Origin of the sequence: Chishuiella sp. (assembly GCF_032109125.1) — a bacterium.
GTDB lineage: Bacteria > Bacteroidota > Bacteroidia > Flavobacteriales > Weeksellaceae > Empedobacter.
Genome location: NZ_DAMCLZ010000002.1, coordinates 278262 through 301533 on the forward strand (window position 1 = coordinate 278262; position 23272 = coordinate 301533).

The window sequence follows — 23272 nt, forward strand, 5'->3', positions numbered from 1 at the left end:
TTTAATATATGTTTAGTGATTTTGTTCTTTCACATTTGCCAAAACCTTATCTGATAACAATTTTAATTGTTCCATATCTTCAATATCCAGATGCAAGGCTTGTAAAATTTTAAGTGGAACACAGCTTGCTTTTTCTTTTAAGTCTTCACCTTTTTTAGTCAAATTTATGCGAACAATACGTTCATCCTCTTTACTACGTTGGCGTTCTATAAGCTCTTTTCCTTCTAATCTTTTCAGTAAAGGTGTAAGTGTTCCGTTATCCAATTGTAATTTTTTACCAAGTTGATTCACAGTTTGGTCATCTGTTTCCCAAAGAGACATCATGGTAATATATTGTGGATAAGTAAGGTCCAATTCATCCAGAATAGGGCGATATTGTTGCATAATTTCTCGGTGCAAAACATAAACAGAGAAACATAACTGACGGTCTAACTTAAAATAATTTTCCATTTTTGTAATAATAAAAGTTCAATGAAAGCATCATCTTCATTCTTTCTCTCACACCATTCATTGAACTTATTTTTTATATTTAATTCTATTTTTTTGTAAAAATATGAATAAATAAATCTATTTTATTTTGGGCGTTCCTTTCAGGGCGGGCTTTTCGTTACAATCTTTTTTGATTGGTTCATTATATTTCGACTTGTTCATTAAGCGAAGTCGAAATGCAATAACCAAGTTGAAATGCATCTAATCAAAAAAGGATTTTCACTGCAATCCCTAACGCAAACATTTTTCTGTCACGTTGAGCTTGCCGAAACGTTATTTTTCGACAGGCTCAGAATGACATTGAGTTCTTTTCTGTCAATTCGAGTATTTTTCTTGGAAAAACGTATCTAGAATTAAGATAGAAAATAGAACTGTATTCTATTAACATTACAAATCTTTACCTATTTTTCGATACAAAATTCTCATCGAATTTCACTCAAAATGACAGATTTGTTTTTTGTCAATTTAACGATGTCACGTTGAGCTTGTCGAAACGTTATTTTTCGATAAGCTCAGAATGACATAGAGATATTACTTTGTAAGTAAAGCAATCATTTTTTCTGCAACAGCTTCAGAAGAAGCGGGATTTTGACCAGTAATCAATAAACCATCTTCAACAACATGTACTCCCCAATCGGCAGTTTTTGTATAATGTCCACCTAATTTTTCTAATTCAGTTTCTACTAAAAATGGAACAACATCTGTTAATTGAACTGCATCTTCTTCAGAATTTGAAAAACCAGTAACATTTTTACCTTTTACAAATGGTTCACCATTGCTAAATGTTACGTTTTTGAAAACTCCGGGAGCATGACAAACAGCACCAACTGGCTTACCAGCGTTATAGAAATCTAAAATTAATTGCTGAGAATTTTTGTCGTTTGCTAAATCCCAAAGTGGTCCATGACCTCCAGGGTAGAAAATAGCATCATAATCTTCAGCTTTTTCATTAGCTAATACTTTTGTATTAGCAATTAATTGCTGTACATTTTCATCTTTATTATAACGTTCAGTAGCTTCTGTTTGTGCAGCTTCTGTTTGACTATTTGGGTCAATGGGAGCTTGTCCTCCTTTTGGTGTAGCAATAGTAACTTGGTGTCCTGCATCAACAAATTTGTAATAAGGTGCAGCAAATTCTTCAACCCAAAAACCAGTTTTATGTCCTGTATTTCCCAATTCATCATGAGAAGTAACAACAAATAATATTTTCATTTTTTCTTTATTTATATTCAACAATAAATTCTTCTTTTGGTACTCTAACCTTTTTCATTGGAGCAATCCAGTCTAATTCTGGATTCGAAACACCAACATACATTAGAGAAACACTTCTAAGACCTAAGTTTTCTAATTTTAATACGCGGTCTACAACAGAATTATCAAAACCTTCTACAGGAGTAGTATCAACTTTTAATTCTGCTGCCTGAGCTAATGCAAGACCTAATGCTATATAAGTTTGGCGAGCAGTATGAGCAAAATTCTCTTCCTGAGGAGCATTCAAATAAATACTTTTTAATTTATCTGTATAACTTCCAAATCGTCCTCTTGGTAAACCTCTTTCATCAGTTGTAAAATCATAAACTTTATCTATTCTTTCTGCTGTGTAGTTATCCCAAGCTGCAAAAATGATAATATGAGAAGCATCTCTCATACATTCAGGATTCAAAGCTCCTTTTGATAATTCATTTTTTAATTCTTGATTTTCAACAACAAGAACTTTAAAAGGTTGTAAACCAGAAGAAGTAGGAGCTAATCTCGCAGCTTCTATAATTTTATCTATATTTTCTTGACTTACTTTTTGTGTAGGGTCATATGCTTTTACAGCATGTCTCCAATTTAAATCTTCTATTAATGACACGTTTTTTATTTTTTTTATTTGTTGTCTATTTTAGATAACTCTATTAAACTTTCTGATGTTATTTTGAATTTTCGAAATGTTTATTCTTCGTCAGGCTCAGAATGACATACAGTTCTTTTCTGTCAATTCGAGTATTTTTCTTAGAAAAATGTATCGAGAAATAAGATAGAAAATAGAACTGCATTCTATTAGTATTACAAATCTTTACCTATTTTTCGATACAAAATTCTCATCGAATTTCACTCAAAATGACAGATTTGTTTTCTGTCAATTCAACGCTATTATGTTGAGCTTGTCGAAACGTTTATTCTGCAAAAAACTCTGAATGACATAAAGTTATTTTAAAATTCACAACGTCTTAATTATTTAGCTAAAAACACAAATAGCATAGCAAGTAGAGCTGGAATGCCTTGTAAAAAAAATATTTTTTTACTAGCAGTTAATGCTCCAAAAATACCAGCAACAACAACACATCCTAGGAAAAACATACGAATATTAAAACTCCAATCAATATCTGTTATTAAGAAAGACCAGATAAGCCCAGCAACTAAAAATCCATTGTATAATCCTTGATTAGCGGCTAAACCTTTTGTGGGTTTAAATAGTTCTTTTGGAAGTGATTTTCCAAATGTTTTTTTTCCTGCAGTTTCCCATGCAAACATTTCCATCCAAAGAATGTAACAATGTTCTAATGCAACAAAAATTGTTAAAATAATTGCTATGCTATTCATGTAAATTAATCGTTAGAAACTGTTAATTTAACTTCTATATTTCCTCTTGTAGCATTTGAATAAGGACAAACTTGATGTGCTTTTTCAATTAAAGACTGTGCTTCTTCTAACGTTACATCAGGGATATTTGCATGTATTGTTGCTGCTAATCCAAAACCTCCGTTTTCTAATTGACCAATGCTTATATTTGTTGTAACTGTAGTTTCTCCAGTTTTTATTTTCTCTTGACGGATAATAAGGTTTAGTGCACTATCGAAACAAGCTGCATAACCTGCTGCAAAAAGCATTTCTGGATTTGCATAATCATCATTTGCTCCTCCTAATCCTTTTGGCATTCTTACTTCTAAGTCAAGAACTCCATTTTCGCTTTTTACAACACCATTTCTTCCACCTTTTGCTGTAGCTCCTATGCTATACAATGTTTTCATATTTTTTTATTTTAAGGTTACTAAATTTTACACTGCAAATATATTTTGTAAAATTATATTGTGCAAAATATAATTGTGAAAATTATTTTAATTTTTTGTTAATTGTTAAGACTTTAATGGTTTTATAATAGTGATTTGATCATATTATAATGATATTTGTCAGAATATCAAACCATATAATTTTAAATTAAAATAAATATTATATATCATTAAAGATATTAAATGATTGATTATAAAACAAATATATTTTTTAAATTAACGTTATTAATTCTATTTTTAGTTATTGATAGAAATACGAATGCGCAAATTTCTCCAACAGGAGTAGGAGATGCCCAAATAGCTGAATGGAGTGCTTTAGGTATTCAGCAAAAATTAAATTCAGCAAAAACATGGGAGTCTATGACGTATGTCGGATGGGCAAATAAAAGTATAAGAAACTATAATCCCCTTGATCGAAAGGATTCATGGGTATTAAATGAAGCAATAACTCATAAAATGAAAGTGAATAACTGGAGGTATGCACTTTCTTTTATTTATAAACATAAAACAAAGTATTCCTATACTGATGATAATATAAATCAATCTGTAAAACAAGAGTTTAGAACGTATGGATCAGTAAATTATCCTTTTAAATTAAATTATCTGACTATTGTCCCAACTTTTAGACAAGAAGTTAGAAGATTCTATACTTCAGATTTTGATTTACCTACTGAAGATTTAGAATTTAGAACACGTTTTCGTTTACAATTTATTTTTAATTTAGATAAACAAAATGAACATAGAATTATAGGTAGTTCAGAACAATTGTTTACGTTTGATCATGATCATAAAAATGAAGATTGGTCAAAGTATTCATACAACGAAAGTCGATTTATGTTGTACTATTCATATTCACCATCTACGATACCTATTCAATTAGATTTAGGCTATAAAAATGATTTATTAGGAACGATACATCCACATTCTGCAAATTATATTGCTTTTGATGTTATTATAAAGAATCCTTTTTTTTAATAAATGTTATTAAACCCTTTTAATTAGTGGATGATTTAAATCTCCAACTTCATTTTTGATAATTTCAAATTCATCTAAGTTGTCAAATAATTTTGTTAGGGAGTAAAAACCATAACTTCGAGTATCAAAACTAGGATCAATTTTACGAATGTTTGCACCAACATTAGAAACATAGGCAACATCATTATCATTCATAGAAATTTCAAATGCTTTAGATATAGTTTCATAATCGTCATCACTTAAAAAATGAGCTATTTTTTTAGTTGTTTTCTTTGGAGTGTTATTTTTTTCTTGTCTTTCTGGTTTTCTAGTTGCTTTTTCAACTTTCTTTGGTTTAGGAGAAATATTCTCGGTAAAAGTGAAAATATCACAAGATTTTACAAAAGCTTCAGGTGTTTTCTTTTCTCCAATACCCATTACAAATAAACCTTCTTCTCTTATTCTTTTAGCTAAACCCGTGTAATCACTATCACTAGAAACTATACAAAATCCTTCAACACTTTTACTATGTAAAATATCCATAGCATCAATTATTAAAGCACCATCTGTAGAATTTTTTCCAGTTGTGTAAGAAAATTTCTGAATAGGGTTAATGGAATATTGATTGATTAAATCTTTCCAAGAATTCATCACATTGGAAGTCCAATCTCCATAAATTCTTCGAATAGTTGCTTTTCCATATTTAGAAACTTCTTCTATCGTTTGTTTTAAGAGTTTAGCTTGAGCATTATCTCCATCAATTAAAATAGCAATATTAAATTTCTTGTCACTCATTTAAGTTGTTTTTATTATTTAAATATAAACAATTACTTATAAAGTATACTTTAATTGTTTGAAGCAATACAAAAAATAGTTTCATTTGGATTTACGGGAGGAGTACCAATTTTATATAAAATAATTCCAGAAGAATTGGATTTTATATCTCTTATTTTGTTTCCAAAAAAATCTGTAACATAACCAATAGTTTGACCTTCTATTACTTTATCTCCAGCTTTTAAATCGCTATAAAAAAATCCTTTTACATCAGTTTTTATATAAGATTGTTTTGTGAAATTATTTATTATAGAAGGCTGAACAAGCTTTTCTTTCTTATAAATGGCAAGATTGTTTAGCATTAAATAAACAGAATTTTTGATTTCCTTTACAGCTTCATCTTGTACGTTACCTAATTTTCCACTTTCTATACTTAGTGCAACTTTTCCATCTTGTACAGCTTGTTTAAATGCATAAAGTGCAGGTTCACTTTGTTTTAACGTATAAGGATAAGAAACTACATTTTCAAAGCCACCAAGTTCACTTAACCTTTTAGCTTCTGCGGTTTGTTTTGGGAAATTTTCTGCATTATAAAAACAAATAAATGATATTAAATCTTCGCTTGCATCACCAGCATGTATATCTAAAAAAACATCAGAAATTGGAATTATTTTGTTAGTAATTTGATAAGCAATCTGTTCAGTAATAGTTCCATTTTGTTTACCAGGAAAAGTGGTATTTAGATTTTTTCCATCAATAGGATTATAGAAAACAGAACGTCCACTAAAAGCCGCTGTATTTGCAATAGGTAAAATAACCAAAGTTCCTCTTAATTTTTTGTAATCAATTTCGTTCATTAATTGCTGTACAGCAATAATAGGCGGATATTCATAGCCATGTACTCCAGCAACAATTGTAAATACAGGACCTTTATTTTGTCCTTTTATAACACGTATAGGGAGAGTAGATTTTTCATTTTTATCAGAAAGCTGAATTGTGTAGTCGCTAATTCCAGGATTTAATTGATCAATTGATAAATCTAGATTCTGAGCAATCATAACTTGTGAAGCAAATAACATTATTAGTCCAGTAAAAAAAAATCTCATTGTGTGTAAAATTAAAAGTTTGTATTTTTTTGCAAGATAATAAGAGATTTAAGACAAATCTTGTTTATTATTATTTATTTCAATAAGACTTATTTATATTATATTTTGAATTTATTTAATAATAAATAAAGGTTTTGATAAAGCTTAATTTATAAAGAATAATTGAAAAATAATCATAATTTAGATAAATTTGTTTTAATGAATAATGTTATAAGAGAAAAACTTTTACTACCAAACCAAGGGAAAAATTTATTATTACATTCTTGCTGCGCACCATGTTCTGGAGAAGTTATGGAAGCTATTATTGCATCAGGGATTGATTTTTCTATCTTTTTTTATAATCCAAATATTCATCCGAAAAAGGAGTATGATTTAAGAAAAGAAGAAAATATTCGGTTTGCAGAAAAGCATAATATTCCATTTATTGACGCCGATTATGATGAAGATAATTGGTTTGCAAGAGCAAAAGGAATGGAAATGGAGCCCGAAAAAGGAATACGTTGCACAATGTGTTTTGATATGCGTTTCGAAAGAACAGCATTGTATGCTTATGAAAATGGATTTGATACTATTTGTAGTTCTTTAGGAATTTCTCGATGGAAAAATATGCAACAAATTAATGATAGTGGAATTCGAGCCGCTGAACCATATGAAGGAATTGAATATTGGACACACAATTGGAGAAAGAAAGGAGGTTCTGCAAGAATGTTAGATATTAGTAAAGAAGAGGAATTTTATATGCAGGAATATTGTGGTTGTGCTTATTCTTTGAGAGATACCAATAAATGGAGAATGGCAAATGGTCGCGAAAAAATAAAGCTTGGAGAAAAATATTATAGTAAAGATGATAAGTAATTTTAATAGAAAAGTTGTTTAAACTTTATATCTATTTTTTGGACAATTGCTTCGCACCGTGCTTTTTCTCTATGTCTTTTTCAATTTGTTATTTCGACTTGATTATTATATTTCGACTACGTTTAATAACAAAATCAAAAAAGGATGTCACTTCAATCACTATTGCAAATAAAAAACTAACAATTATATATTAAAAATCAATTAGTAGAAATTATTAAAAAAAAATACAAAAAAGCTATCTCAATATTGAGATAGCTTTTTGATTTATTTACTAGCTTCGTTTAATAAATTTAAATCTTCTTGATCTAATTTAAGTTGTGGAGCATCAAATAAAGTTTTTAATTGATTTTGACTTGTTGCACTTACAATAGGAGCAGTGATTAAAGGATTTGCTAATAACCATGCTAATGAAACTGTAGCAGGTGCAGAGTTGTGTTTATCTGCAATTGTTTCTAAAACAGTTAAAACATTTTTACCTTTTTGATCAAAATATTTTTTAATTCCTGCACCTCTAGGAGTTTTATCAAAATCAGCTTCAGTTTTATATTTTCCTGTAAGGAAACCAGCTGCTAAAGACCAATACGGGAAAACACTTAAATCATATTTTTCAACTAGAGAAGCATATTTATTTTCAAAGTTTTCACGTTCTACTAAATTATAATGAGGTTGTAGAGCAACATATTTAGGAAAATTATTTTTCTCAGCAACATCAAATGATTCAATTAAACGTTCAGGAGATACATTTGAAGCAGCAATATAACGAACTTTTCCTGCTTTTACAATTTCATCATAAGCAGAAAGAGTTTCTTCTATAGGAGTTACATTATCGTCAAAATGAGTATAATATAAGTCGATATAATCTGTACCTAAGCGTTGTAAAGATTCATCAATAGATTTTAGAATATGTTTTTTACTTACATCAAAACCATGTTCTTTTGTTTCTGAACCAACTTTGGTTGCTATAACTACGTTTTCTCTATTTTTACGTTCTTTTAACCATTTACCAATAATAGTTTCAGATTGTCCTCCAACACCATTAACCCACCAAGCATATGTATCTGCTGTATCAATAAAGTTAAATCCAGCTTCTGTGAATTGATCTAAAATATCAAATGATTGTTTTTCATCTAATGTCCATCCAAAAACGTTTCCTCCAAAATTAATAGGGGCAATTTCTAAGTCTGTGTTTTTTATAATTTTTTTTTCCATTGTATTTTAATTTTATGTTGTTTTAATTTTAAAAAGCTGTATCAACAACTCCTCCATCTACTCGTAATGCTGCACCTGTAGTTGCAGAAGATAGCGGACTTGCAGTATATACTACTAAGTTAGCAACTTCATCAGCATCTACAAATTTTCCTACGATAGAAGATGGCCTTTTTTCTTTTACAAACTCTACTCCAGCTTCTTCAACACTTATTTCTTTTTCGTCTGCAATTTTTTTCATGTTTTTATAATTCGAGGCAGACCAAGTTGGACCAGGAAGAATAGCATTTACAGTTACATTTGTTCCTTTTAAATGTTTTGCTAAACCTCTGCTTAATCCAAGATAAGCAGTTTTTGTAACACCATACAAAATCATATCATCTGGAATATTAATTGCAGATTCGCTAGATAAGAAAATAATTCTTCCCCAATTATTTTCTTTCATTTTAGGAGCATAATGTCTTGATAAACGAACTCCACTCATCACATTCACTTCAAAATCATGAAACCAAGTATCATCATTTGTTGTTTCGAATGGTTGATCTCCATAAATACCAACATTATTTACTAAGATATCTACTTCAGGAAGATTTTTTAGTAAATTATTCACTTCATTTACTTTTGAAAAATCAGCTACAATTCCTTCTACATTTGCATTTGGAACATCCTTTTTTAGTTGAATAATACTTTGATCAATTTTTTCTTGTGTTCTTCCGTTAATATATACTTTTGTCCCTTCTTTTAGTAAACCTTTTGCTATAGCGTAGCCAATTCCTTCTGTAGAACCAGTTACTAAAGCTGTTTTGTTTGTTAATTGTAAATCCATTTTTTTATGTTTTTTTATATTTTTTTCTTTTTTACACGAACATTAAGTCCATCATTTTTATTCAACTGGAAAAATTCGAATAAACAAAATATTCCAATAATAGCTGATAATTTTAATGCTAATTGAAAATCAACGACTTGATATGTTCCATGATTACCATGGTATAATGCAGAAAAATGTAATAAAATAGAACCTGTAGTAATTCCGACTGCAACAGATAATTGTTGTAGTGTATTATACAATGTATTTGCATTACTCATTTTATCTTTTGGAACATCAGAATAAGCTAGTGTAGTTAAGCTACTAAATTGCATTGATCGACTAAGTCCAGATATAAATAAAATTCCTGCGATTAAAGCATAAGGTGTTGTTGGTTCAAAATAACCTTGTATAAAAATTGAAACACTTAATATTAATCCATTAATAATAAGGACTTGTTTAAAATTGTATTTTCGTGTAATCCATATTGTTGCAGGTTTCATTGCAAGATTACCAACCATACTTGCCATATACAATAACCCTGCATTAAATGCAGAAAGTCCAAATCCTAATTGAAAAAATAAAGGTAAGAGATATGGAGCTGTATTAATAACAACTTTTGTAATGCTCCCCGAAATAGAAGTTATTTTATATGTTTTTATTTTAAATACCGAATAGTTAATTAATGGTAAATCAGTTTTAAAAGAGTGCCAGACAGATATTCCAAATGATAGAAATGCTAAACTTAAAATTCCTATGATTAAGTATATATTTCCGTGATTACCATTGATAATTTCTAATCCAATCATAAAAAGTAATAATCCAATTCCGCTTAAAAGAAAACCTTTCCAATCAAGAGGTTTATTTTTATTATAAATTTTATTAGGAACATACTTTAAACTTAATAAAATAGCAATAATTCCTAATGGAATATTTATAAAAAATATCCAATGCCAAGAATGGTAAGTTGTAAAATATCCGCCAATAAATGGTCCACATATAGGTCCTGCCAATCCTGGCCAAGTAATAAGAGCAATAGCGGTTACAAGGTCTTTTTTTTCAGTATTACCTAATACAGCTAATTGACCAACAGGAACCATCATGGCTCCAAAGAAACCTTGTAAAATTCTTGCTCCAACAAAAGTTGGTAATGATTCTGATAGGCCACAAAGAATAGAACTAATTACAAAACCAGCTATTGCAGTAACAAAAATTGTTCTTGTTCCGTATCTTTCGGCAAACCAACCACTAATAGGAATAAAAACAGCTAACATAATAACGTAAGCTGTGATTCCCATACTCATTGTAACAGGTGAAACTCCAAAATCATGAGACATCTGTGGAATAGCAGTGGTGATTGCTGTTCCATCTACGTTTTCCATAAAAAATGTAGTTCCAACAATAAGTGCAATAATGAGAGCGCTTTTTTGCATTTAATTTTTAATTATTTATTTAAATCTTTTTCTTTTTGTAGCATTTGAGGGTAGACAGGTAAAAAATCGTAAGTAGGATAAAATTCTGTATTGAATCCTCCCCAAGCACCTTTTTCAAAGACATTATTTACTTCTCTTAAATATTGAGCACTAAATTTTAATGTAAGAATTTGTCCTATTCCCATTACAACATTCCAACTTAGTATTTTAGCATGACTGCTTGTTAGTTTTTCGTAGAATTTTTGTTTCATTACTTTCTCTTGAATAGCTTCTACAGGATTTGTTTGTTGATGACGTAAAACAACTGTCATCATAATACTATCATTATTAGAAGTGTTATTTTTATTCTGTGCTGAACAAAATGTTATAGTTAATAGATATATAAGTGCAAATAATCTACTCATATTTTATTTTTTTAAAAAAGTTTTTAATGGAGTAATAAATTTTTCAAAAACCTCTATATGTGGTAGATGTCCTGTGTTTTCTATTTCAACTAACTCAGAACCTTTTATTTTCTTTTGTGTAGCTTTACCTAACAATTCATAATGTCCCATTTTTTCTGCTACAACAGGATCTTTTACATTTACTTTTCCTATTGCAGTACGATCTCTAGTACCAATAATTAACAATGTTGGAACATTTAATTTATCAAATTCATAAATAATAGGTTGAGTAAATATCATATCAGATGTTTTAGCATTAACTAATGCTACTTTTGGGTAATCTGGAGATTTTGTCCAACCAGTTAAAAGGTAAACCCATTCATCATATTCAGGTTTCCATTTATTGTCATAATAGAATCCAGCTTGGTATTTACGTGTTGTTTCGTAATCTGCTTTTAATTCGTTTTGATAATTTTTTTCAATTGATGTATATGGAGCAACTAATTTCCAATCTTCTAATCCTAGAGGGTTTTCTAAGATTAATTTTTCTACTGTATCAGGATACATTAGTGTAAATCGAGTAGCAATCATTCCTCCCATAGAATGACCTAATAAATAAATCTTATTTATTTTTAGTTCATCTAAAATAGCTTTTGTGTTTTGCGCAAGCTGTTGAAAAGTAAATTGATAATCTGTTGGTTTAGATGATTTTCCAAATCCTATTTGATCGGGAACAATAACACGATAACCTTCCTTTGTTAATGCTTCAATTGTTGTTTTCCAATAAGCTCCATTGAAATTTTTACCATGTAATAAAGCTATAGTTTTACCATTTGGTTTTTCTGGATGAATATCCATATAAGCCATTTTTAGATCATCATTTTGACTTTTTAAATTTAAATAATGAACATCGTAAGGATATTCATAATTCGTCAACATGATATCTAAAACTGGTCTATTTGTTTGTGCTTTTGTTGTTGTAAAAATACTTAGTAGAGCAAAAGCTGTTATTTTTATAATTTTTTTCATTGGTGTTATTTTAATATTTCCTCTAAAAATAAAAGAGTATGTTTCCAGGCTCTATCTGCCATTATTTTATTGTATTCAGGAGATTCAGGATTTGTGAATGTATGTCCAGAATTAGCGTAAGTTATAATTTGCCAATCAGCTTTTCTGTCATTCATTTCTTTAATAAGATTATCATAATCTTCTTTCGTTACACTTTTATCATCTGCTGGATTTTCAACTAAAATTTTAGTTTTGATAGGACTGTTAGTTCTTGTGGGATCTTTAAATAAACCTCCATGAATAGAAACAACTCCCACAACTGGTAAATCAGCTCTAGCAGACTCTAAAGCACCTGTACCCCCAAAACAGTATCCAATAATAGCTATTTTATTAATATTGATACCTTGTTTTTTTAATTGTTCTAGTGCTAGCTTAATACGATGTTGATAAGCTTTATAATCTTTTTTGTATTGTGTTGCTATTTTAGCAGCCTCAGTATTATCTTTTGGAATATTTCCTTCTCCGTAAATATCAGCAATAAAGGCTTTATATCCATTTTTTTGTAAGTCTAATGCAGCTTGTTTTGCTTCATTATCAATTCCTTTCCATGCTGGTAAAATTAATACAGCTGGTAAATTTTTTTCAGAATTAGAAGTAACTAAACCGTTTAGTTTTTGGTTACCATCTTTATATGTAACTGTTTTTAATTCTTGTGCTTGCATAATTGTAGTTATAAATAAGCAAATTGCTAGTATTTTTTTCATGATTAATTTTTATTGAGGTAATTTAACTTTAAATATTCTATATGGTAATTCTACTCGGTTTTCACCATCGTTCCATTTTGGATCTCTAGGTAATTGTGCACAAGAAAAATATAAATATCCATCTGTACCAATTCCTAGAGAATCAGGCCAAATTAGACGTGAATCCTGAATCAAGGTATGTAATTTACCATCTGGACTTAAATATTTTATTGTATAATCTATAGAGGTTGTTAAATAAATATTTCCTTTTTTATCTGCAATTAAACCATGAGTAATTCCAACATCTCCCATATTTTCAACTTTTTGTTCTAAATCTTTGTCAGATAATTTTTCATCAACTAAATATTTAGTTTCAATTCTAAACAATTGATTTTTATTAATAGGTTTGAAATAGAAATATTTAAAATCATGTGTCAATGCAATTCCATTAACATTAGACAAAAAAGGTTTTCCATCTTTATCTTTCATCACAATTCCATCATAAGAAAGAACGATAGAAGGGTCAGCTAAAGTGAATTGAGTTTTTTCTAAAACTTTTCGTGTTTTTCCAGAATTCAAATCAAGAACAATAATTGCAGCTTGACCTGGGTCAGAAAAATAAGCTTTGTTTTTTTTGACATCTACACGAATATCATTTAACCCAGATGTTTTTTTATCTAAATCATCAAAAGTATAAATACGTTCAACCTTGTTAGTTTTAGTATTTATTTTTAATAATTTAAATTGCCCTTCTGTTTCTTTTTCTGTACTTCCGAAAATTGATGCAGAAGGAGCTGGTTTAGAGTCTAAAACCCATAAAAAGTCATTCGCATCAACAAATAAATCTTGTACATTTACAAAATGATTTGCTTCATCTCCTTTTTTATTCCACTCTATGTTTGGATAAGGAACTCGTTCTCCATTTACAATTTCTGTTAATCCATATTGATAATCATCATTTGCTTTTGGAAAAGAAACAAATAATCTATTATTAGAATTGACACTTACACCAATAGCCTTATATTTATCTAAAGAGGCTGCGGTAATTAAATTATCACTATGATATTTTTGAGCAAAACTATTCATACCTGTACATAAAGTTATTATAATTAAACATAAATGTTTGATTCGTTTTCTAATCATAATTTTAAGTTTTTAGTTAATTAATAATTTATCTTTTAAAATGCCTTTTTTTACAAGCTGAGGTTGTATAATATTATCATGACTAACAATTAATTGAATACCTTTATTTGGAAGAGTATTTAACCAATCCAATTGGTATTGAATTTTAGTTTCATCTTCACCAATACGTTTTATTTGTTCTTTTGGTTTTTGCTTTTTTTCTTCAATACCTGCATAAGACCAACTAACATCACCAGTAAAAAGGTATTCTTTTCCATTTTTCATTTTTGTATAAACCATAATTTCTCCAGGAGTGTGTCCAGGTGCTTTAATTAAAACTACTCCAGGTGCGATTGGAAGAATATCATAAAAATCTACAGCTATGAAATCTTTAATTTGTGTCGAGTCAATTTTTAATTGAGGCATTTGCGGTTTATTAAGCAGTGTATTAATTTGCTGATATGTCATGATTGTTTTAAGGGCATTTTTTTTGTAATTTTTTGACCTTAAAACTCCTGCAACATGATCTCCATGTTCATGTGTAATAATTATTTTTTCAGCTTGATTTAATGCTAATTGAACGCTATCGTTTTTTGATTTGAAATAAGGTTGTTTAGTACCATTCCCAAAAAAGTTATGCACTTCTTCGTCCATTCCTGAATCAATCATAATTGTTGATTTTGGAAAAACTAATTGGTATGCAGTTCTAGCCTGTATATATGGTTTATCATCACCGCCTTCTATTGTTGCTTTAAAAGTTCTAGGGCTTTCAGCAAAAATTGTATAACGAACTTCTTTTGCTTTATCTCCATGAACAGATTCTGACGCTTTTCTAATTTTATTTAATAGGACATCATTATATTCTATTTGTTGTGCATTTGTTGTCATTAATAGTCCAAAAGTCATTAGACAACTTATTAAAGTTTTTATCATGATAGTTTACTTTTATCAATATTAATTACTTTTTTAGTTGCAGCACTTTCCCTTGCAGCATCCATAACAAGCATTGTTTTATAACCATCCCAGCCTGTTACAGGCGAAGGGGCATTATTTCTGATTGACTGAAATACAGCTTCAAAATAATTATAATAATTCCCATCTTCTGTAAGAATTGTTTCTACAACTTTCTCTCCATTTTCAAGATAAGTCAGCTTTCCTTGTTCAGATTTATCTTCACTGCTCCATGGTGTTGATTTTGGTTTTTCTCCATCTAATAATCGCTCTTCTTGTATATCTGATCTCGATTTAAGAAAACTACCATTTATCCCATGAATAATATATCCATGTTGATTGGCTAAAGAAATATCAGTTGCACGAACTTTAACTCTTTTATCTGGATATATTAATATTACTTCAAAATAATCCTCTACTGGAGAATTTGGTCTAAAGGCTGAAAAATCTGCGAAGACAGCATCTGGGACATCAAATAATTTTATAGCTTGGTCAATAACATGAGATCCTCTATTATTAAATTCGCCTCCACTTAGAGCTTGTTCAGTATGTACATCTCCTCGAGTTTTAGGAATGTAAAAATCATAAGAGATAGTTGCTTCTACAATTTTACCTAATTTACCAGAGTTAATAACTTTTTCTGTTGTCAGAAAATCACTATCAAAACGTCTATTTTGGTAAACAAATAAATGTAAATTTTTAGATTTTGCTAATTCAAATAATTCTAGTGCTTGTTCAGCATTATTAGTAAATGTTTTTTCTACAATTACATTTTTACCAGCTTCTAATACTTTTTTCGCTAACTCATAATGTGTGTCAATTGGAGTATTTACAACAACTAATTCTATAGTATTATCATTTAATAATTCATCAATAGTGTCAAATGATTTTACATAATCATAGTCTTTTTGGATTTTTTTTGTATTTCTTTCTACAGCACCAATTAGCTCAAAACCATCATGTAAATGTAGAAAAGGTGCAAAAAAAATAGAGCCAGAAAAACCGTATCCAATTATTGCAGTATTTATTTTATTTTTAGTCATTTTTAAATGTATTTTTTGTGGTTTGTAGACAGTTAAGATAGACTTTTAAATAAAAAAAATAAAGCATTAATAATTGAAATAATCTATTACTAATGCTTTATTTTTAAATTATATACCTAAAACATTTTTTAATTCATCATGCATAACTTTAGCATCAACATCAACATTAGTCCAATATTTTACGCCAATTACACCTTGGTTAACTAACATTTGTAAACCATTTACAGTTTTGCAACCTTTTGAGATAGCGGTTTTTAAAAAATGAGTTAATGGAGGATTATGTATTCCATCAGCAACAACCATTTCTGGTAAAATTGAATCAAAATTTATATTTAATTGATCATCAACATTAGGAAATAGACCAATACTTGTTGCATTAATTACAATATCAGAATCACTTTCAATAGAGTAATTGTCAACCCAAGAAACATAAGAAGATTTTGCATTGGTATTAGTATTAACTAATTCAGCAACTTCTTTTCCTCTTTCTTCGCTTCTATTTACAATTAGTATTTCTTTCGCACCAGCTAATGCCATTTCTACAGCAACGGCTCTTGCAGCTCCACCAGCACCAAATAAAGTTACTTTTTTCCCTTTTGGATCAATGACTTCTTTCATCGCTTTAACGAAGCCTTTTCCATCAGTATTTTCGCCTATCCATTTGTTATCTCTTTTAACAATAGTATTTACAGCACCAATTAATTTTGCTGATTCACCTAATCCATCTAAATATTGTATAACATCTACTTTATGAGGAATTGAACAATTAAAACCAGTCCATCCCATTGCTTTAGCACCTTCTACAGCATTCTTCAAATTTTCTGAAGTTACCTCGCAGTTTAAATAACGAAAATGTAAGTTATGATGTTTATATGCTGCTTCTACCATAGCAACTGTAGGGTTTTCTGATGCAGGATTAGCAAATGATCCTGTAATTTCAGGTAAAAAATCTGTTGTCATTTTTTTATTGTGTTATATAAATTATTTTTCAAAATCATAGATATTAAGACCTATGTTTTCATTTTTTGTTTTTATTATTTTACTGTCTAATGGATAAATGTATATTTCTCCAGCACCACGAATATTTGCATCCAATAAGTGACCTGCTAAAGCTGTGTAATCATTTCTTCCTAATGTTATATGTAAATGGAGTAGAGGAGAACCATTGTTTTCAGAAATATTACCAGATAAATTAGCAATCTCCATTTGCTCTTTAAAAGTTTTATCTACATATTTTTTTGTCACTGGATCAAAAAATCTTAGAGTAGCATTATTGGTCGCTCCAATTCCTGTAATCTGTCCAGATTTTATATTCTGATTTTTTACAAAATCAGTTAATGCATCAATAATACTTGCTTTATCATTTATACTTATAACATAAGTATTTTCTACTTTTTTAGCATTCCAAAGAGTGCCTTTTATAACTTGTGCATTCATATGACTTGAGATTAATAAGATTAAAAAATTTAAGATGAATATTTTTTTCATTTTTCATTTTTTTTAATTAGTTTTTGAAGGAATTAATTCCTCTTTTTCTTTAAACCATAACAACCCAAAAAGGTAAAAGCTATGTAATAATTGAGCTTCAATAGCTCCCCAATTTTCGATAGAACAACTTCCAAAAATTAGGATACTCATTAATATTAAACCAGCATAGAGACTATAATTTATTTTAAAACCTATTAATAATAAACCAATAATAGCCTCAGCAATAGGAAGAATATAACTAAAAGGAATGATTAAAGATGTAGGTAATATGGAAGGTTCCATTTGTTTTACCATCCAAGCGCTAAACCCCTCTAATTTTGGTAGCCTTACTAATCCATGACCAGCAAGAGATATAGCGATAGGTAATCTTAGAAAGAAAAATGTGGTTTTAAAGTTTTTCATTTTTTATAAAAATTTTTAATAATCCAAAGACTTACTGTTTTTAATATCACCGATATATCTAGGAATTCCATCAGTAGCAATTATCAGTTCTTCTGCAATGTTTTTTATAGAATTATCAGATAGTGCATAAGGAACTGTTATAGGATTATTTTTATTAGCATTTCTAATATTAACAATAGCTGAAGAACTAAATGCACGAATCATTTTTACATTAGGAAAATAATGTTGAAAAGAGTAATAAGCAACACCGATAGCTTTCGCTTCATTTGCTATATCACCATCTCGACCAGGGTAGGCATTGTCACAGTCTAATAAAATTTTACCTTCAATCAATGTTCCAATTTGTTTACTAAGTGATGCTTCTGCTTTAAAAGGAACAGCAAGTACAATTATATTTCCTCTTTTTGCAGCATCTTCAACTGAAACTCCTTCTGATTGATGACCAGTTTTTTCAGCTAGCTTTTTAGATTCTTCAAGATTCAAACTACTAAATAAAACTTTATATCCAGCCTTTGCCCATTTTTCTCCCAATGTACTTCCCACATTTCCGGCACCTATAATTCCGATTGTTTCTTTTGTTGGAATCGAATTATCCGATTCTTTATTTGATTTATTTTGTCCACATGCTGTTATAGAGCAAAATAGACAGAATAAAACTGTTTTTAAAATCCACTTTTTCATAATTATTTTGTTTTCCATTGTTTCATTAATCCTCCATTACCAAGTAATGGGTCTTCTGGGGGGAAAGGAACCTGAGCAATATTTTTTACAGCTTGCTCATGTTTATTTTTTTCTTCTTTTATTAAATCCCAAGTCATTCCATTAGGATAAGCACCAACTACAGTAAAATCATTAGAATGTGAAATACATTTGTGTCCAACTCCTGCAGGAATAATAAGAATGTCACCAGCTTCTATTTTCATTTTCTTACCATTAGGGCCACCCATATGTACTTCTGCATTACCTTGGAAACAACCCAATACTTCGTGCGTAATACTATGGTAATGATGAAAAGGATAAATACCCCATCGCCACGAATTGTACCAATCATTTGCTTTGAATTTCTTTTCTAGCCAGTCAGCACCTGTTGTACCTCTTTCCGAAAAAGCATTTTTATACACCAAAAGAGGATATTTACTATTTGGAATTATACCATCATCTTTAAAAAAAAATTCTTCATGTTTTACATCTAAATTCAACATAGCATTCAATTTTACAAAAGGTATAAAAGCTAAACCCATAGCAGAGTTTTTAATAAACTTTTTTCTATCCATTACTCTAAGTTTTTATGTATAAATTCAGCTAAATCATTTATTTCTTGTTCAGAAATAGAATGAGATATTCCTTTGTAAGTATGAAAATCAACAGAATATTTATTTTCTTCTAACCATTTTTTGGCTGTTTCAGCTTCACTATAAGGAATTCTATTATCTTGGTCTCCATGACCAATAAAAATTTTTAATCCAGAAGATTTATCAAGTTTTTTATCATTTTTTATTCGACTAAAAATAGTACCACTTAAAATAGCAATACCTTTTACTAATTTCGGATTTTCTAAACCTATCAAGTAACTCATATTCGCCCCTTGACTAAATCCACCAATAAAAGTTCTATCACTTTTTATCTTGTATTCATTTTGTAGATATTTTATTAAATCTTCTATTTTATGTATACTATTATCTAAATCTTCTTTTCGTCCACTAAAATTTCCATTTTTATCTTTCTCATTTTTATACCATTGGTAATTATCATTCCCAATCTTATAAGGAGCTTGTGGGGTTACTACAATATAATTTTCAGGCAAAGATGCGGCTATAGGGAATAAATCTTCTTCATTTGCCCCAAATCCATGCATTAATATAAGTAAAATAGGCTTTTCAGACCCCTTTGCATCACGAATCAGATAATTAAGAGAATCATTCTCGACAACAGAATTTTCTTCAATTATATTTTTTTCTATCGTTTCAACTTTTTTATTCTTGCCATTGCAACATATAAAAAGTAAACATATACAAATAGATGATAATAACCCCGTAACTCTCATTATGCTAATTTTTCTAATAATGAAACTTCCATAGGCTCTTTCAATAATGTTTTTGAAAGTTCAGCCCAGTTTACTAAATGAGGTTGTTTTAGATGAACTTCTAATTTAGCTTTACTTTCCCATTCTTCCGAGAATACAAAAACTTCAGGATGATCTAAATCTTGAAATAATTCATATTTAATGCAACCATCTTCTTTTCTTGTTGGATTAACTAAAGCTTCTAAAGCTTTTTTAGTTTCTTCTATTTTATCGTCTTTTGCGATACTTTTTGCAATTACTTGTAACATAATTTTATTTTTTATTTAATAATTTTTTTAATCAGTTTATAACTTTTTTCTAATGCAACTCCAAAAACAAGATGAGATCCATATTCCCAAACCCACCAAGATTTTGGCATATCTTTTACTTTACCTTGTAATCCTAATTCTGGAACAGTAGATCCATGTGTTGCTAACCATACTGCAGAACCAGTAGCTAAACCCTGTAGAGGAAATGATTTTTTTTGTTGACTGAAAATCTTAGCATATACAATTCCAATGAATGCACCTAAACCATAATGAATGTGTTTCATAGATTTTAGAGTGTCTTTTTTAGATAGGTTTTTATCAGTATAACAGTGATAAACTTGTTTTGATAATACAGCAGGAGGCATATTTTCTGGTTGACCATTTACATCAGCGCCCTTTAATTCTAATTCTTCTGAAGTAGGAGGAAAATATTTTTCACCGATTTCTTGAAGAGGAGGTTCAGCTAAAGATTTTACCCATGAAGCAAATAGGCCTATTGCAATACCTTGTAATACTATTTTTGAAGAATTTTTCATGTTTTATTTTTTTGGTGTCCAACGATGTAAATTTTTGTCTTTTAAACCATCAGGATAAGAAATTAATTCAATCAAGCTACCCCATGGTGATTTAAAATAAACACCTCTGTTACGAGGTCCATTTTCTACATTAGCTAAAGGATGAGGTTCTGATAATAATTTTCCTCCAGCTAATTTCACTTGCTCAGTTGCTTTTTCTATATCATCTGTATATAATGCAATATGTTGCCAACCAAAATCATTTAAGTTAGCAGTATCTTTCTGAGGTGTATTAGAAAATTGAAACATCTCTATTGTTGGACCATTTCCTATTTCTAATAAACGCATATGTACTATTTTACTATTTTTTGGAATACCTAATTGAGTTTCTGTTTCTTTACCTTCCATTGGTTTATCATCTTTTGGAAGTACATCATATAAAACATTAGCATTTAAGGCATTTTTAAAAAATATAGTAGCATCTTCAATATCAGGAACTGTTAAACCTATATGGTCAATTCCACGAAAAATTCCATTATTCATATTAATAGTTTTAGAGGTGGTTATATAGTTTATTTAAGTTTATTTTAAATTTTTTAGATAGTTGATAATTCCAATGACATCATCATTTCCAAATCCATTATCATGCGCAGCTTGGTAAGATTCAAAAATAGTTTTACCAAGAGGATAATTTGCTCCAGCATCTTTAGCTAGTAAAACATCTTTTAACATTAAATCTAAACCAAAAGCTGGTGTGAAATCATTCTCTAGTAACAAAGGAGTTTTTACTTTCGTAGCACCACTTCCACTAGCACTTTCATTTATAATTTCTAACATATCACCTTTGTCAATACCTAATTTATCTGAGAACAAAACTGTTTCTGCTAAACCTTGATAAATCATAGACAAAAAATAATTAATAGAAAGTTTAGCCGCAATTCCTTTCCCATTTTCACCAAGATGTTTTACTAGTTTCCCCATTTTATTTAAGTAAGGTTCAGCTTTTTCAACATCATTTTTATCTCCTCCAGCCATAATGATTAAAGTACCATCGGTAGCTGGTTTAGTACTTCCAGCAACAGGTGCATCAATTAAAGAAGCGCCTTTACTTTTTATAAGTTTAGCATTCTCTGTTGTAGCTTCTTGTGATATTGTGCTCATATCAACAAATAATTTTCCTTTAATGTCTAAAGAAACAATTTGTTCATAAACATCTTTTACAGCTTTATCATTAGTAAGCATTGTAAAAATTATATCACTATTTTCTACTAATTTTTCTATACTATCATAAATAGTAGATTGTTTTTCAAAATCTTTTGCTTTCTCAATAGTTCTATTATAAACAGCTAAAGAGAAACCTGCTTTTTCAAGGTTTTTAGCCATCGGATGTCCCATGTTTCCAAGTCCGATGAACCCTATTTTGTTTGTACTCATTTTTTTCTTTTTTTATGATGCAGGTAAACGGTCTGGCCATTCATTTGGTAATTCTCCACTAAATCCTATTTGCGGAATTTCATTTATTTCTAGCATTTCTTTTTCTGTTAATTCAAAATCAAAAATGTCTATATTATCAATAATTCTATCTACAGTTGTAGACTTAGGAATAGGAATTACATGATGTTGTAAGCACCATTTTAAACAAATTTGTGGAATAGATTTTTTATGTTTTTCTGCTATTTTTTGTAATAATTCATTATTGAAAACTCTTCCTCTTGCAAATGGAGACCAAGCTTCTACAATAATATTCTTATTGTCACAATATTCTTTAACTTCTTGTTGCCAATAACCTGGATGAAATTCTATTTGGTTGATTGCTGGGATTACTTTAGCAGTTTCTAACAAAGCCTCTAAGTGTTCCACTAAAAAATTACTTACACCAATAGATTTTATTTTTCCTTCCTCTTGTAAATCTTCTAAAGCTCTCCAAGTATCTGCATTCACTTTTTTCCAATTATCACCAAAATTTTTATAATTGGCAGGCCAGTGAATTAAATAAAGGTCAATATAATCTAGTCCCAATTGTTTTAAAGAAGTATAAAAAGCTTTTTTTGTTTCTTCATAACCAAGATGTTCTCTCCAAACTTTAGTTGTGATAAAAACATCTTCTCTAGAAAGACCACTTTCTTTTATACCTTTTCCTACAGCTTCTTCATTCTCATATCTTGCAGCACCATCAAGTAAACGATAACCATTTTTTAAGGCTTGTTTCACAGATTCTATTCCTTCTTGCTCTGTTGCTTTATAGGTTCCAAATCCAATAGGAGGAATTATGTTTCCATCATTTAATTTTATGTATTCCATTGTATGAGATTAATTTTATTATTGACTTTTTAATTTTTTCATAAAATCCATTATTGCTGGACGTAATTCATCAAATAAAGGATTTTCTTTATTTTTAATAATTACTTCTGTAAATAATTTTAAACCAAGTGCAAACTCATTTGAAGTTTGTTCTGTGTCAAAAATATTTTTAGAGCGAATAATATCAAAAATCTTAAACAAATCATCATGATTATCAAACTCAAAATTTAGCGTTTGTGAACCTTCTGTACCATCTTTTAGTTTTATTTCTTTTAAATCTATTTGATAGGTATTATTTCTTTTTTCCATT

Annotated in this window: 30 protein-coding genes; 2 read left to right on the forward strand and 28 right to left on the reverse strand. The window is 29.3% G+C overall.

The features are described from left to right. Positions 1-12 precede the first annotated feature (12 nt). The 5 genes from RT575_RS04220 to RT575_RS04240 form a co-directional block, all read right to left on the reverse strand. The gene (locus RT575_RS04220; RefSeq protein ID WP_313579039.1) at positions 13-384 is read right to left on the reverse strand and encodes a MarR family transcriptional regulator; all 372 of its coding nucleotides are present in this window, start codon (positions 382-384) and stop codon (positions 13-15) included. Between the two features lie 636 nt (positions 385-1020). After that, on the reverse strand, positions 1021-1701 hold the full coding sequence (locus tag RT575_RS04225) for a type 1 glutamine amidotransferase domain-containing protein (RefSeq protein ID WP_313579041.1): 681 nt from the start codon (positions 1699-1701) through the stop codon (positions 1021-1023). A gap of 7 nt (positions 1702-1708) precedes the next feature. Further along, positions 1709-2344, reverse strand: coding sequence for a nitroreductase family protein (locus RT575_RS04230; RefSeq protein ID WP_313579043.1), 636 nt, complete (start codon positions 2342-2344; stop codon positions 1709-1711). Positions 2345-2706: 362 nt separating this feature from the next. Next, on the reverse strand, positions 2707-3075 hold the full coding sequence (locus tag RT575_RS04235) for a DUF1304 domain-containing protein (RefSeq protein WP_313579045.1): 369 nt from the start codon (positions 3073-3075) through the stop codon (positions 2707-2709). Between the two features lie 5 nt (positions 3076-3080). Then, positions 3081-3503 carry an organic hydroperoxide resistance protein gene (locus RT575_RS04240; RefSeq protein WP_313385488.1) on the reverse strand — a complete coding sequence of 141 codons (423 nt, stop codon included), beginning with the start codon at positions 3501-3503 and terminating at the stop codon, positions 3081-3083. A gap of 222 nt (positions 3504-3725) precedes the next feature. Between RT575_RS04240 and RT575_RS04245 the strand changes: the two genes are divergently transcribed. After that, on the forward strand, positions 3726-4517 hold the full coding sequence (locus RT575_RS04245) for a hypothetical protein (RefSeq protein WP_313579047.1): 792 nt from the start codon (positions 3726-3728) through the stop codon (positions 4515-4517). A gap of 9 nt (positions 4518-4526) precedes the next feature. On the opposite strand, the gene RT575_RS04250 is transcribed toward RT575_RS04245, so the two are convergent. Both RT575_RS04250 and RT575_RS04255 read right to left on the reverse strand, forming a co-directional pair. Further along, positions 4527-5291, reverse strand: coding sequence for an NYN domain-containing protein (locus RT575_RS04250; RefSeq protein ID WP_313579049.1), 765 nt, complete (start codon positions 5289-5291; stop codon positions 4527-4529). A 50-nt stretch (positions 5292-5341) separates the two neighbouring features. Further along, positions 5342-6376 (reverse strand): succinylglutamate desuccinylase/aspartoacylase family protein, encoded by a 1035-nt coding sequence (locus RT575_RS04255; RefSeq protein ID WP_313579051.1) that lies wholly within the window; start codon positions 6374-6376, stop codon positions 5342-5344. A 198-nt stretch (positions 6377-6574) separates the two neighbouring features. On the opposite strand from RT575_RS04255, the gene RT575_RS04260 reads away from it, so the two are divergent. After that, entirely contained in the window at positions 6575-7231 is a 657-nt protein-coding gene (locus RT575_RS04260) for an epoxyqueuosine reductase QueH (RefSeq protein ID WP_313579053.1), read from the forward strand. A 264-nt stretch (positions 7232-7495) separates the two neighbouring features. Here the strand turns inward: RT575_RS04260 and RT575_RS04265 are convergent, their stop codons facing one another. From RT575_RS04265 to RT575_RS04365, 21 genes are all read right to left on the reverse strand, one after another. Continuing rightward, complete coding sequence (locus RT575_RS04265; RefSeq protein ID WP_313579055.1) at positions 7496-8440, reverse strand: aldo/keto reductase; 945 nt, start codon at positions 8438-8440, stop codon at positions 7496-7498. Between the two features lie 28 nt (positions 8441-8468). Next, on the reverse strand, positions 8469-9263 hold the full coding sequence (locus RT575_RS04270) for an SDR family oxidoreductase (RefSeq protein ID WP_313579057.1): 795 nt from the start codon (positions 9261-9263) through the stop codon (positions 8469-8471). A gap of 14 nt (positions 9264-9277) precedes the next feature. After that, positions 9278-10675: a DHA2 family efflux MFS transporter permease subunit gene (locus RT575_RS04275; protein ID WP_313579059.1), complete on the reverse strand. Its 1398-nt coding sequence runs from the start codon at positions 10673-10675 to the stop codon at positions 9278-9280. Between the two features lie 11 nt (positions 10676-10686). After that, positions 10687-11079: a hypothetical protein gene (locus RT575_RS04280; protein WP_313385502.1), complete on the reverse strand. Its 393-nt coding sequence runs from the start codon at positions 11077-11079 to the stop codon at positions 10687-10689. 3 nt (positions 11080-11082) lie between these two features. After that, complete coding sequence (locus tag RT575_RS04285; RefSeq protein WP_313579061.1) at positions 11083-12087, reverse strand: alpha/beta hydrolase; 1005 nt, start codon at positions 12085-12087, stop codon at positions 11083-11085. 5 nt (positions 12088-12092) lie between these two features. Then, complete coding sequence (locus RT575_RS04290; protein WP_313579063.1) at positions 12093-12830, reverse strand: dienelactone hydrolase family protein; 738 nt, start codon at positions 12828-12830, stop codon at positions 12093-12095. Between the two features lie 9 nt (positions 12831-12839). Beyond that, positions 12840-13952: an L-dopachrome tautomerase-related protein gene (locus RT575_RS04295; RefSeq protein WP_313579065.1), complete on the reverse strand. Its 1113-nt coding sequence runs from the start codon at positions 13950-13952 to the stop codon at positions 12840-12842. A gap of 12 nt (positions 13953-13964) precedes the next feature. Then, positions 13965-14864: an MBL fold metallo-hydrolase gene (locus RT575_RS04300; protein ID WP_313579067.1), complete on the reverse strand. Its 900-nt coding sequence runs from the start codon at positions 14862-14864 to the stop codon at positions 13965-13967. Continuing rightward, positions 14861-15925 carry a Gfo/Idh/MocA family oxidoreductase gene (locus RT575_RS04305; RefSeq protein WP_313579069.1) on the reverse strand — a complete coding sequence of 355 codons (1065 nt, stop codon included), beginning with the start codon at positions 15923-15925 and terminating at the stop codon, positions 14861-14863. The genes RT575_RS04300 and RT575_RS04305 overlap by 4 nt, the downstream gene beginning before the upstream one ends. 108 nt (positions 15926-16033) lie before the next feature. Continuing rightward, positions 16034-16885, reverse strand: coding sequence for a shikimate dehydrogenase (gene aroE, locus RT575_RS04310; RefSeq protein WP_313579070.1), 852 nt, complete (start codon positions 16883-16885; stop codon positions 16034-16036). 21 nt (positions 16886-16906) lie between these two features. Further along, positions 16907-17413: a DNA-binding protein gene (locus tag RT575_RS04315; protein WP_313579072.1), complete on the reverse strand. Its 507-nt coding sequence runs from the start codon at positions 17411-17413 to the stop codon at positions 16907-16909. Positions 17414-17425: 12 nt separating this feature from the next. Next, positions 17426-17815, reverse strand: a complete 390-nt coding sequence (locus RT575_RS04320; RefSeq protein WP_313579074.1) for a DoxX family protein — start codon at positions 17813-17815, stop codon at positions 17426-17428. Positions 17816-17830: 15 nt separating this feature from the next. Next, on the reverse strand, positions 17831-18496 hold the full coding sequence (locus RT575_RS04325; protein WP_313579076.1) for an NAD(P)-binding domain-containing protein: 666 nt from the start codon (positions 18494-18496) through the stop codon (positions 17831-17833). A gap of 2 nt (positions 18497-18498) precedes the next feature. Next, on the reverse strand, positions 18499-19089 hold the full coding sequence (locus tag RT575_RS04330) for a cupin domain-containing protein (RefSeq protein WP_313579078.1): 591 nt from the start codon (positions 19087-19089) through the stop codon (positions 18499-18501). After that, positions 19089-19859, reverse strand: a complete 771-nt coding sequence (locus RT575_RS04335; protein ID WP_313579080.1) for an alpha/beta hydrolase — start codon at positions 19857-19859, stop codon at positions 19089-19091. Before RT575_RS04335 ends, RT575_RS04330 begins: the two co-directional genes overlap by 1 nt. After that, entirely contained in the window at positions 19859-20146 is a 288-nt protein-coding gene (locus tag RT575_RS04340; RefSeq protein WP_313385518.1) for a putative quinol monooxygenase, read from the reverse strand. Before RT575_RS04340 ends, RT575_RS04335 begins: the two co-directional genes overlap by 1 nt. An 11-nt stretch (positions 20147-20157) precedes the next feature. After that, positions 20158-20682 (reverse strand): DUF1440 domain-containing protein, encoded by a 525-nt coding sequence (locus tag RT575_RS04345; protein WP_313579082.1) that lies wholly within the window; start codon positions 20680-20682, stop codon positions 20158-20160. Positions 20683-20685: 3 nt separating this feature from the next. Then, on the reverse strand, positions 20686-21204 hold the full coding sequence (locus RT575_RS04350) for a VOC family protein (RefSeq protein ID WP_313579084.1): 519 nt from the start codon (positions 21202-21204) through the stop codon (positions 20686-20688). 39 nt (positions 21205-21243) lie between these two features. Next, positions 21244-22095, reverse strand: a complete 852-nt coding sequence (locus RT575_RS04355) for an NAD(P)-dependent oxidoreductase (RefSeq protein WP_313579085.1) — start codon at positions 22093-22095, stop codon at positions 21244-21246. 12 nt (positions 22096-22107) lie between these two features. Beyond that, positions 22108-22962: an aldo/keto reductase gene (locus RT575_RS04360; protein WP_313579087.1), complete on the reverse strand. Its 855-nt coding sequence runs from the start codon at positions 22960-22962 to the stop codon at positions 22108-22110. A gap of 18 nt (positions 22963-22980) precedes the next feature. Continuing rightward, on the reverse strand, positions 22981-23271 hold the full coding sequence (locus RT575_RS04365) for a DUF3861 domain-containing protein (protein WP_313579089.1): 291 nt from the start codon (positions 23269-23271) through the stop codon (positions 22981-22983). Position 23272: the final 1 nt, after the last annotated feature.

Bases quoted from the DNA above. Each gene is read 5' to 3' on its own strand.
- RT575_RS04245 (WP_313579047.1), top strand. From the start codon at position 3,726: ATGATTGATTATAAAACAAATATATTTTTTAAATTAACGTTATTAATT.
- RT575_RS04235 (WP_313579045.1), bottom strand. From the start codon at position 3,075: ATGAATAGCATAGCAATTATTTTAACAATTTTTGTTGCATTAGAACAT.
- RT575_RS04255 (WP_313579051.1), bottom strand. From the start codon at position 6,376: ATGAGATTTTTTTTTACTGGACTAATAATGTTATTTGCTTCACAAGTT.
- RT575_RS04285 (WP_313579061.1), bottom strand. From the start codon at position 12,087: ATGAAAAAAATTATAAAAATAACAGCTTTTGCTCTACTAAGTATTTTT.
- RT575_RS04290 (WP_313579063.1), bottom strand. From the start codon at position 12,830: ATGAAAAAAATACTAGCAATTTGCTTATTTATAACTACAATTATGCAA.
- aroE (WP_313579070.1), bottom strand. From the start codon at position 16,885: ATGACAACAGATTTTTTACCTGAAATTACAGGATCATTTGCTAATCCT.
- RT575_RS04350 (WP_313579084.1), bottom strand. From the start codon at position 21,204: ATGAATAATGGAATTTTTCGTGGAATTGACCATATAGGTTTAACAGTT.
- RT575_RS04260 (WP_313579053.1), top strand. From the start codon at position 6,575: ATGAATAATGTTATAAGAGAAAAACTTTTACTACCAAACCAAGGGAAA.
- RT575_RS04300 (WP_313579067.1), bottom strand. From the start codon at position 14,864: ATGATAAAAACTTTAATAAGTTGTCTAATGACTTTTGGACTATTAATG.
- RT575_RS04295 (WP_313579065.1), bottom strand. From the start codon at position 13,952: ATGATTAGAAAACGAATCAAACATTTATGTTTAATTATAATAACTTTA.
- RT575_RS04360 (WP_313579087.1), bottom strand. From the start codon at position 22,962: ATGGAATACATAAAATTAAATGATGGAAACATAATTCCTCCTATTGGA.
- RT575_RS04265 (WP_313579055.1), bottom strand. From the start codon at position 8,440: ATGGAAAAAAAAATTATAAAAAACACAGACTTAGAAATTGCCCCTATT.
- RT575_RS04280 (WP_313385502.1), bottom strand. From the start codon at position 11,079: ATGAGTAGATTATTTGCACTTATATATCTATTAACTATAACATTTTGT.
- RT575_RS04305 (WP_313579069.1), bottom strand. From the start codon at position 15,925: ATGACTAAAAATAAAATAAATACTGCAATAATTGGATACGGTTTTTCT.
- RT575_RS04365 (WP_313579089.1), bottom strand. From the start codon at position 23,271: ATGGAAAAAAGAAATAATACCTATCAAATAGATTTAAAAGAAATAAAA.
- RT575_RS04220 (WP_313579039.1), bottom strand. From the start codon at position 384: ATGCAACAATATCGCCCTATTCTGGATGAATTGGACCTTACTTATCCA.
- RT575_RS04225 (WP_313579041.1), bottom strand. From the start codon at position 1,701: ATGAAAATATTATTTGTTGTTACTTCTCATGATGAATTGGGAAATACA.
- RT575_RS04270 (WP_313579057.1), bottom strand. From the start codon at position 9,263: ATGGATTTACAATTAACAAACAAAACAGCTTTAGTAACTGGTTCTACA.
- RT575_RS04320 (WP_313579074.1), bottom strand. From the start codon at position 17,815: ATGAAAAACTTTAAAACCACATTTTTCTTTCTAAGATTACCTATCGCT.
- RT575_RS04355 (WP_313579085.1), bottom strand. From the start codon at position 22,095: ATGAGTACAAACAAAATAGGGTTCATCGGACTTGGAAACATGGGACAT.
- RT575_RS04345 (WP_313579082.1), bottom strand. From the start codon at position 20,682: ATGAAAAATTCTTCAAAAATAGTATTACAAGGTATTGCAATAGGCCTA.
- RT575_RS04275 (WP_313579059.1), bottom strand. From the start codon at position 10,675: ATGCAAAAAAGCGCTCTCATTATTGCACTTATTGTTGGAACTACATTT.
- RT575_RS04340 (WP_313385518.1), bottom strand. From the start codon at position 20,146: ATGTTACAAGTAATTGCAAAAAGTATCGCAAAAGACGATAAAATAGAA.
- RT575_RS04335 (WP_313579080.1), bottom strand. From the start codon at position 19,859: ATGAGAGTTACGGGGTTATTATCATCTATTTGTATATGTTTACTTTTT.
- RT575_RS04330 (WP_313579078.1), bottom strand. From the start codon at position 19,089: ATGGATAGAAAAAAGTTTATTAAAAACTCTGCTATGGGTTTAGCTTTT.
- RT575_RS04250 (WP_313579049.1), bottom strand. From the start codon at position 5,291: ATGAGTGACAAGAAATTTAATATTGCTATTTTAATTGATGGAGATAAT.
- RT575_RS04315 (WP_313579072.1), bottom strand. From the start codon at position 17,413: ATGAAAAAAATATTCATCTTAAATTTTTTAATCTTATTAATCTCAAGT.
- RT575_RS04325 (WP_313579076.1), bottom strand. From the start codon at position 18,496: ATGAAAAAGTGGATTTTAAAAACAGTTTTATTCTGTCTATTTTGCTCT.
- RT575_RS04240 (WP_313385488.1), bottom strand. From the start codon at position 3,503: ATGAAAACATTGTATAGCATAGGAGCTACAGCAAAAGGTGGAAGAAAT.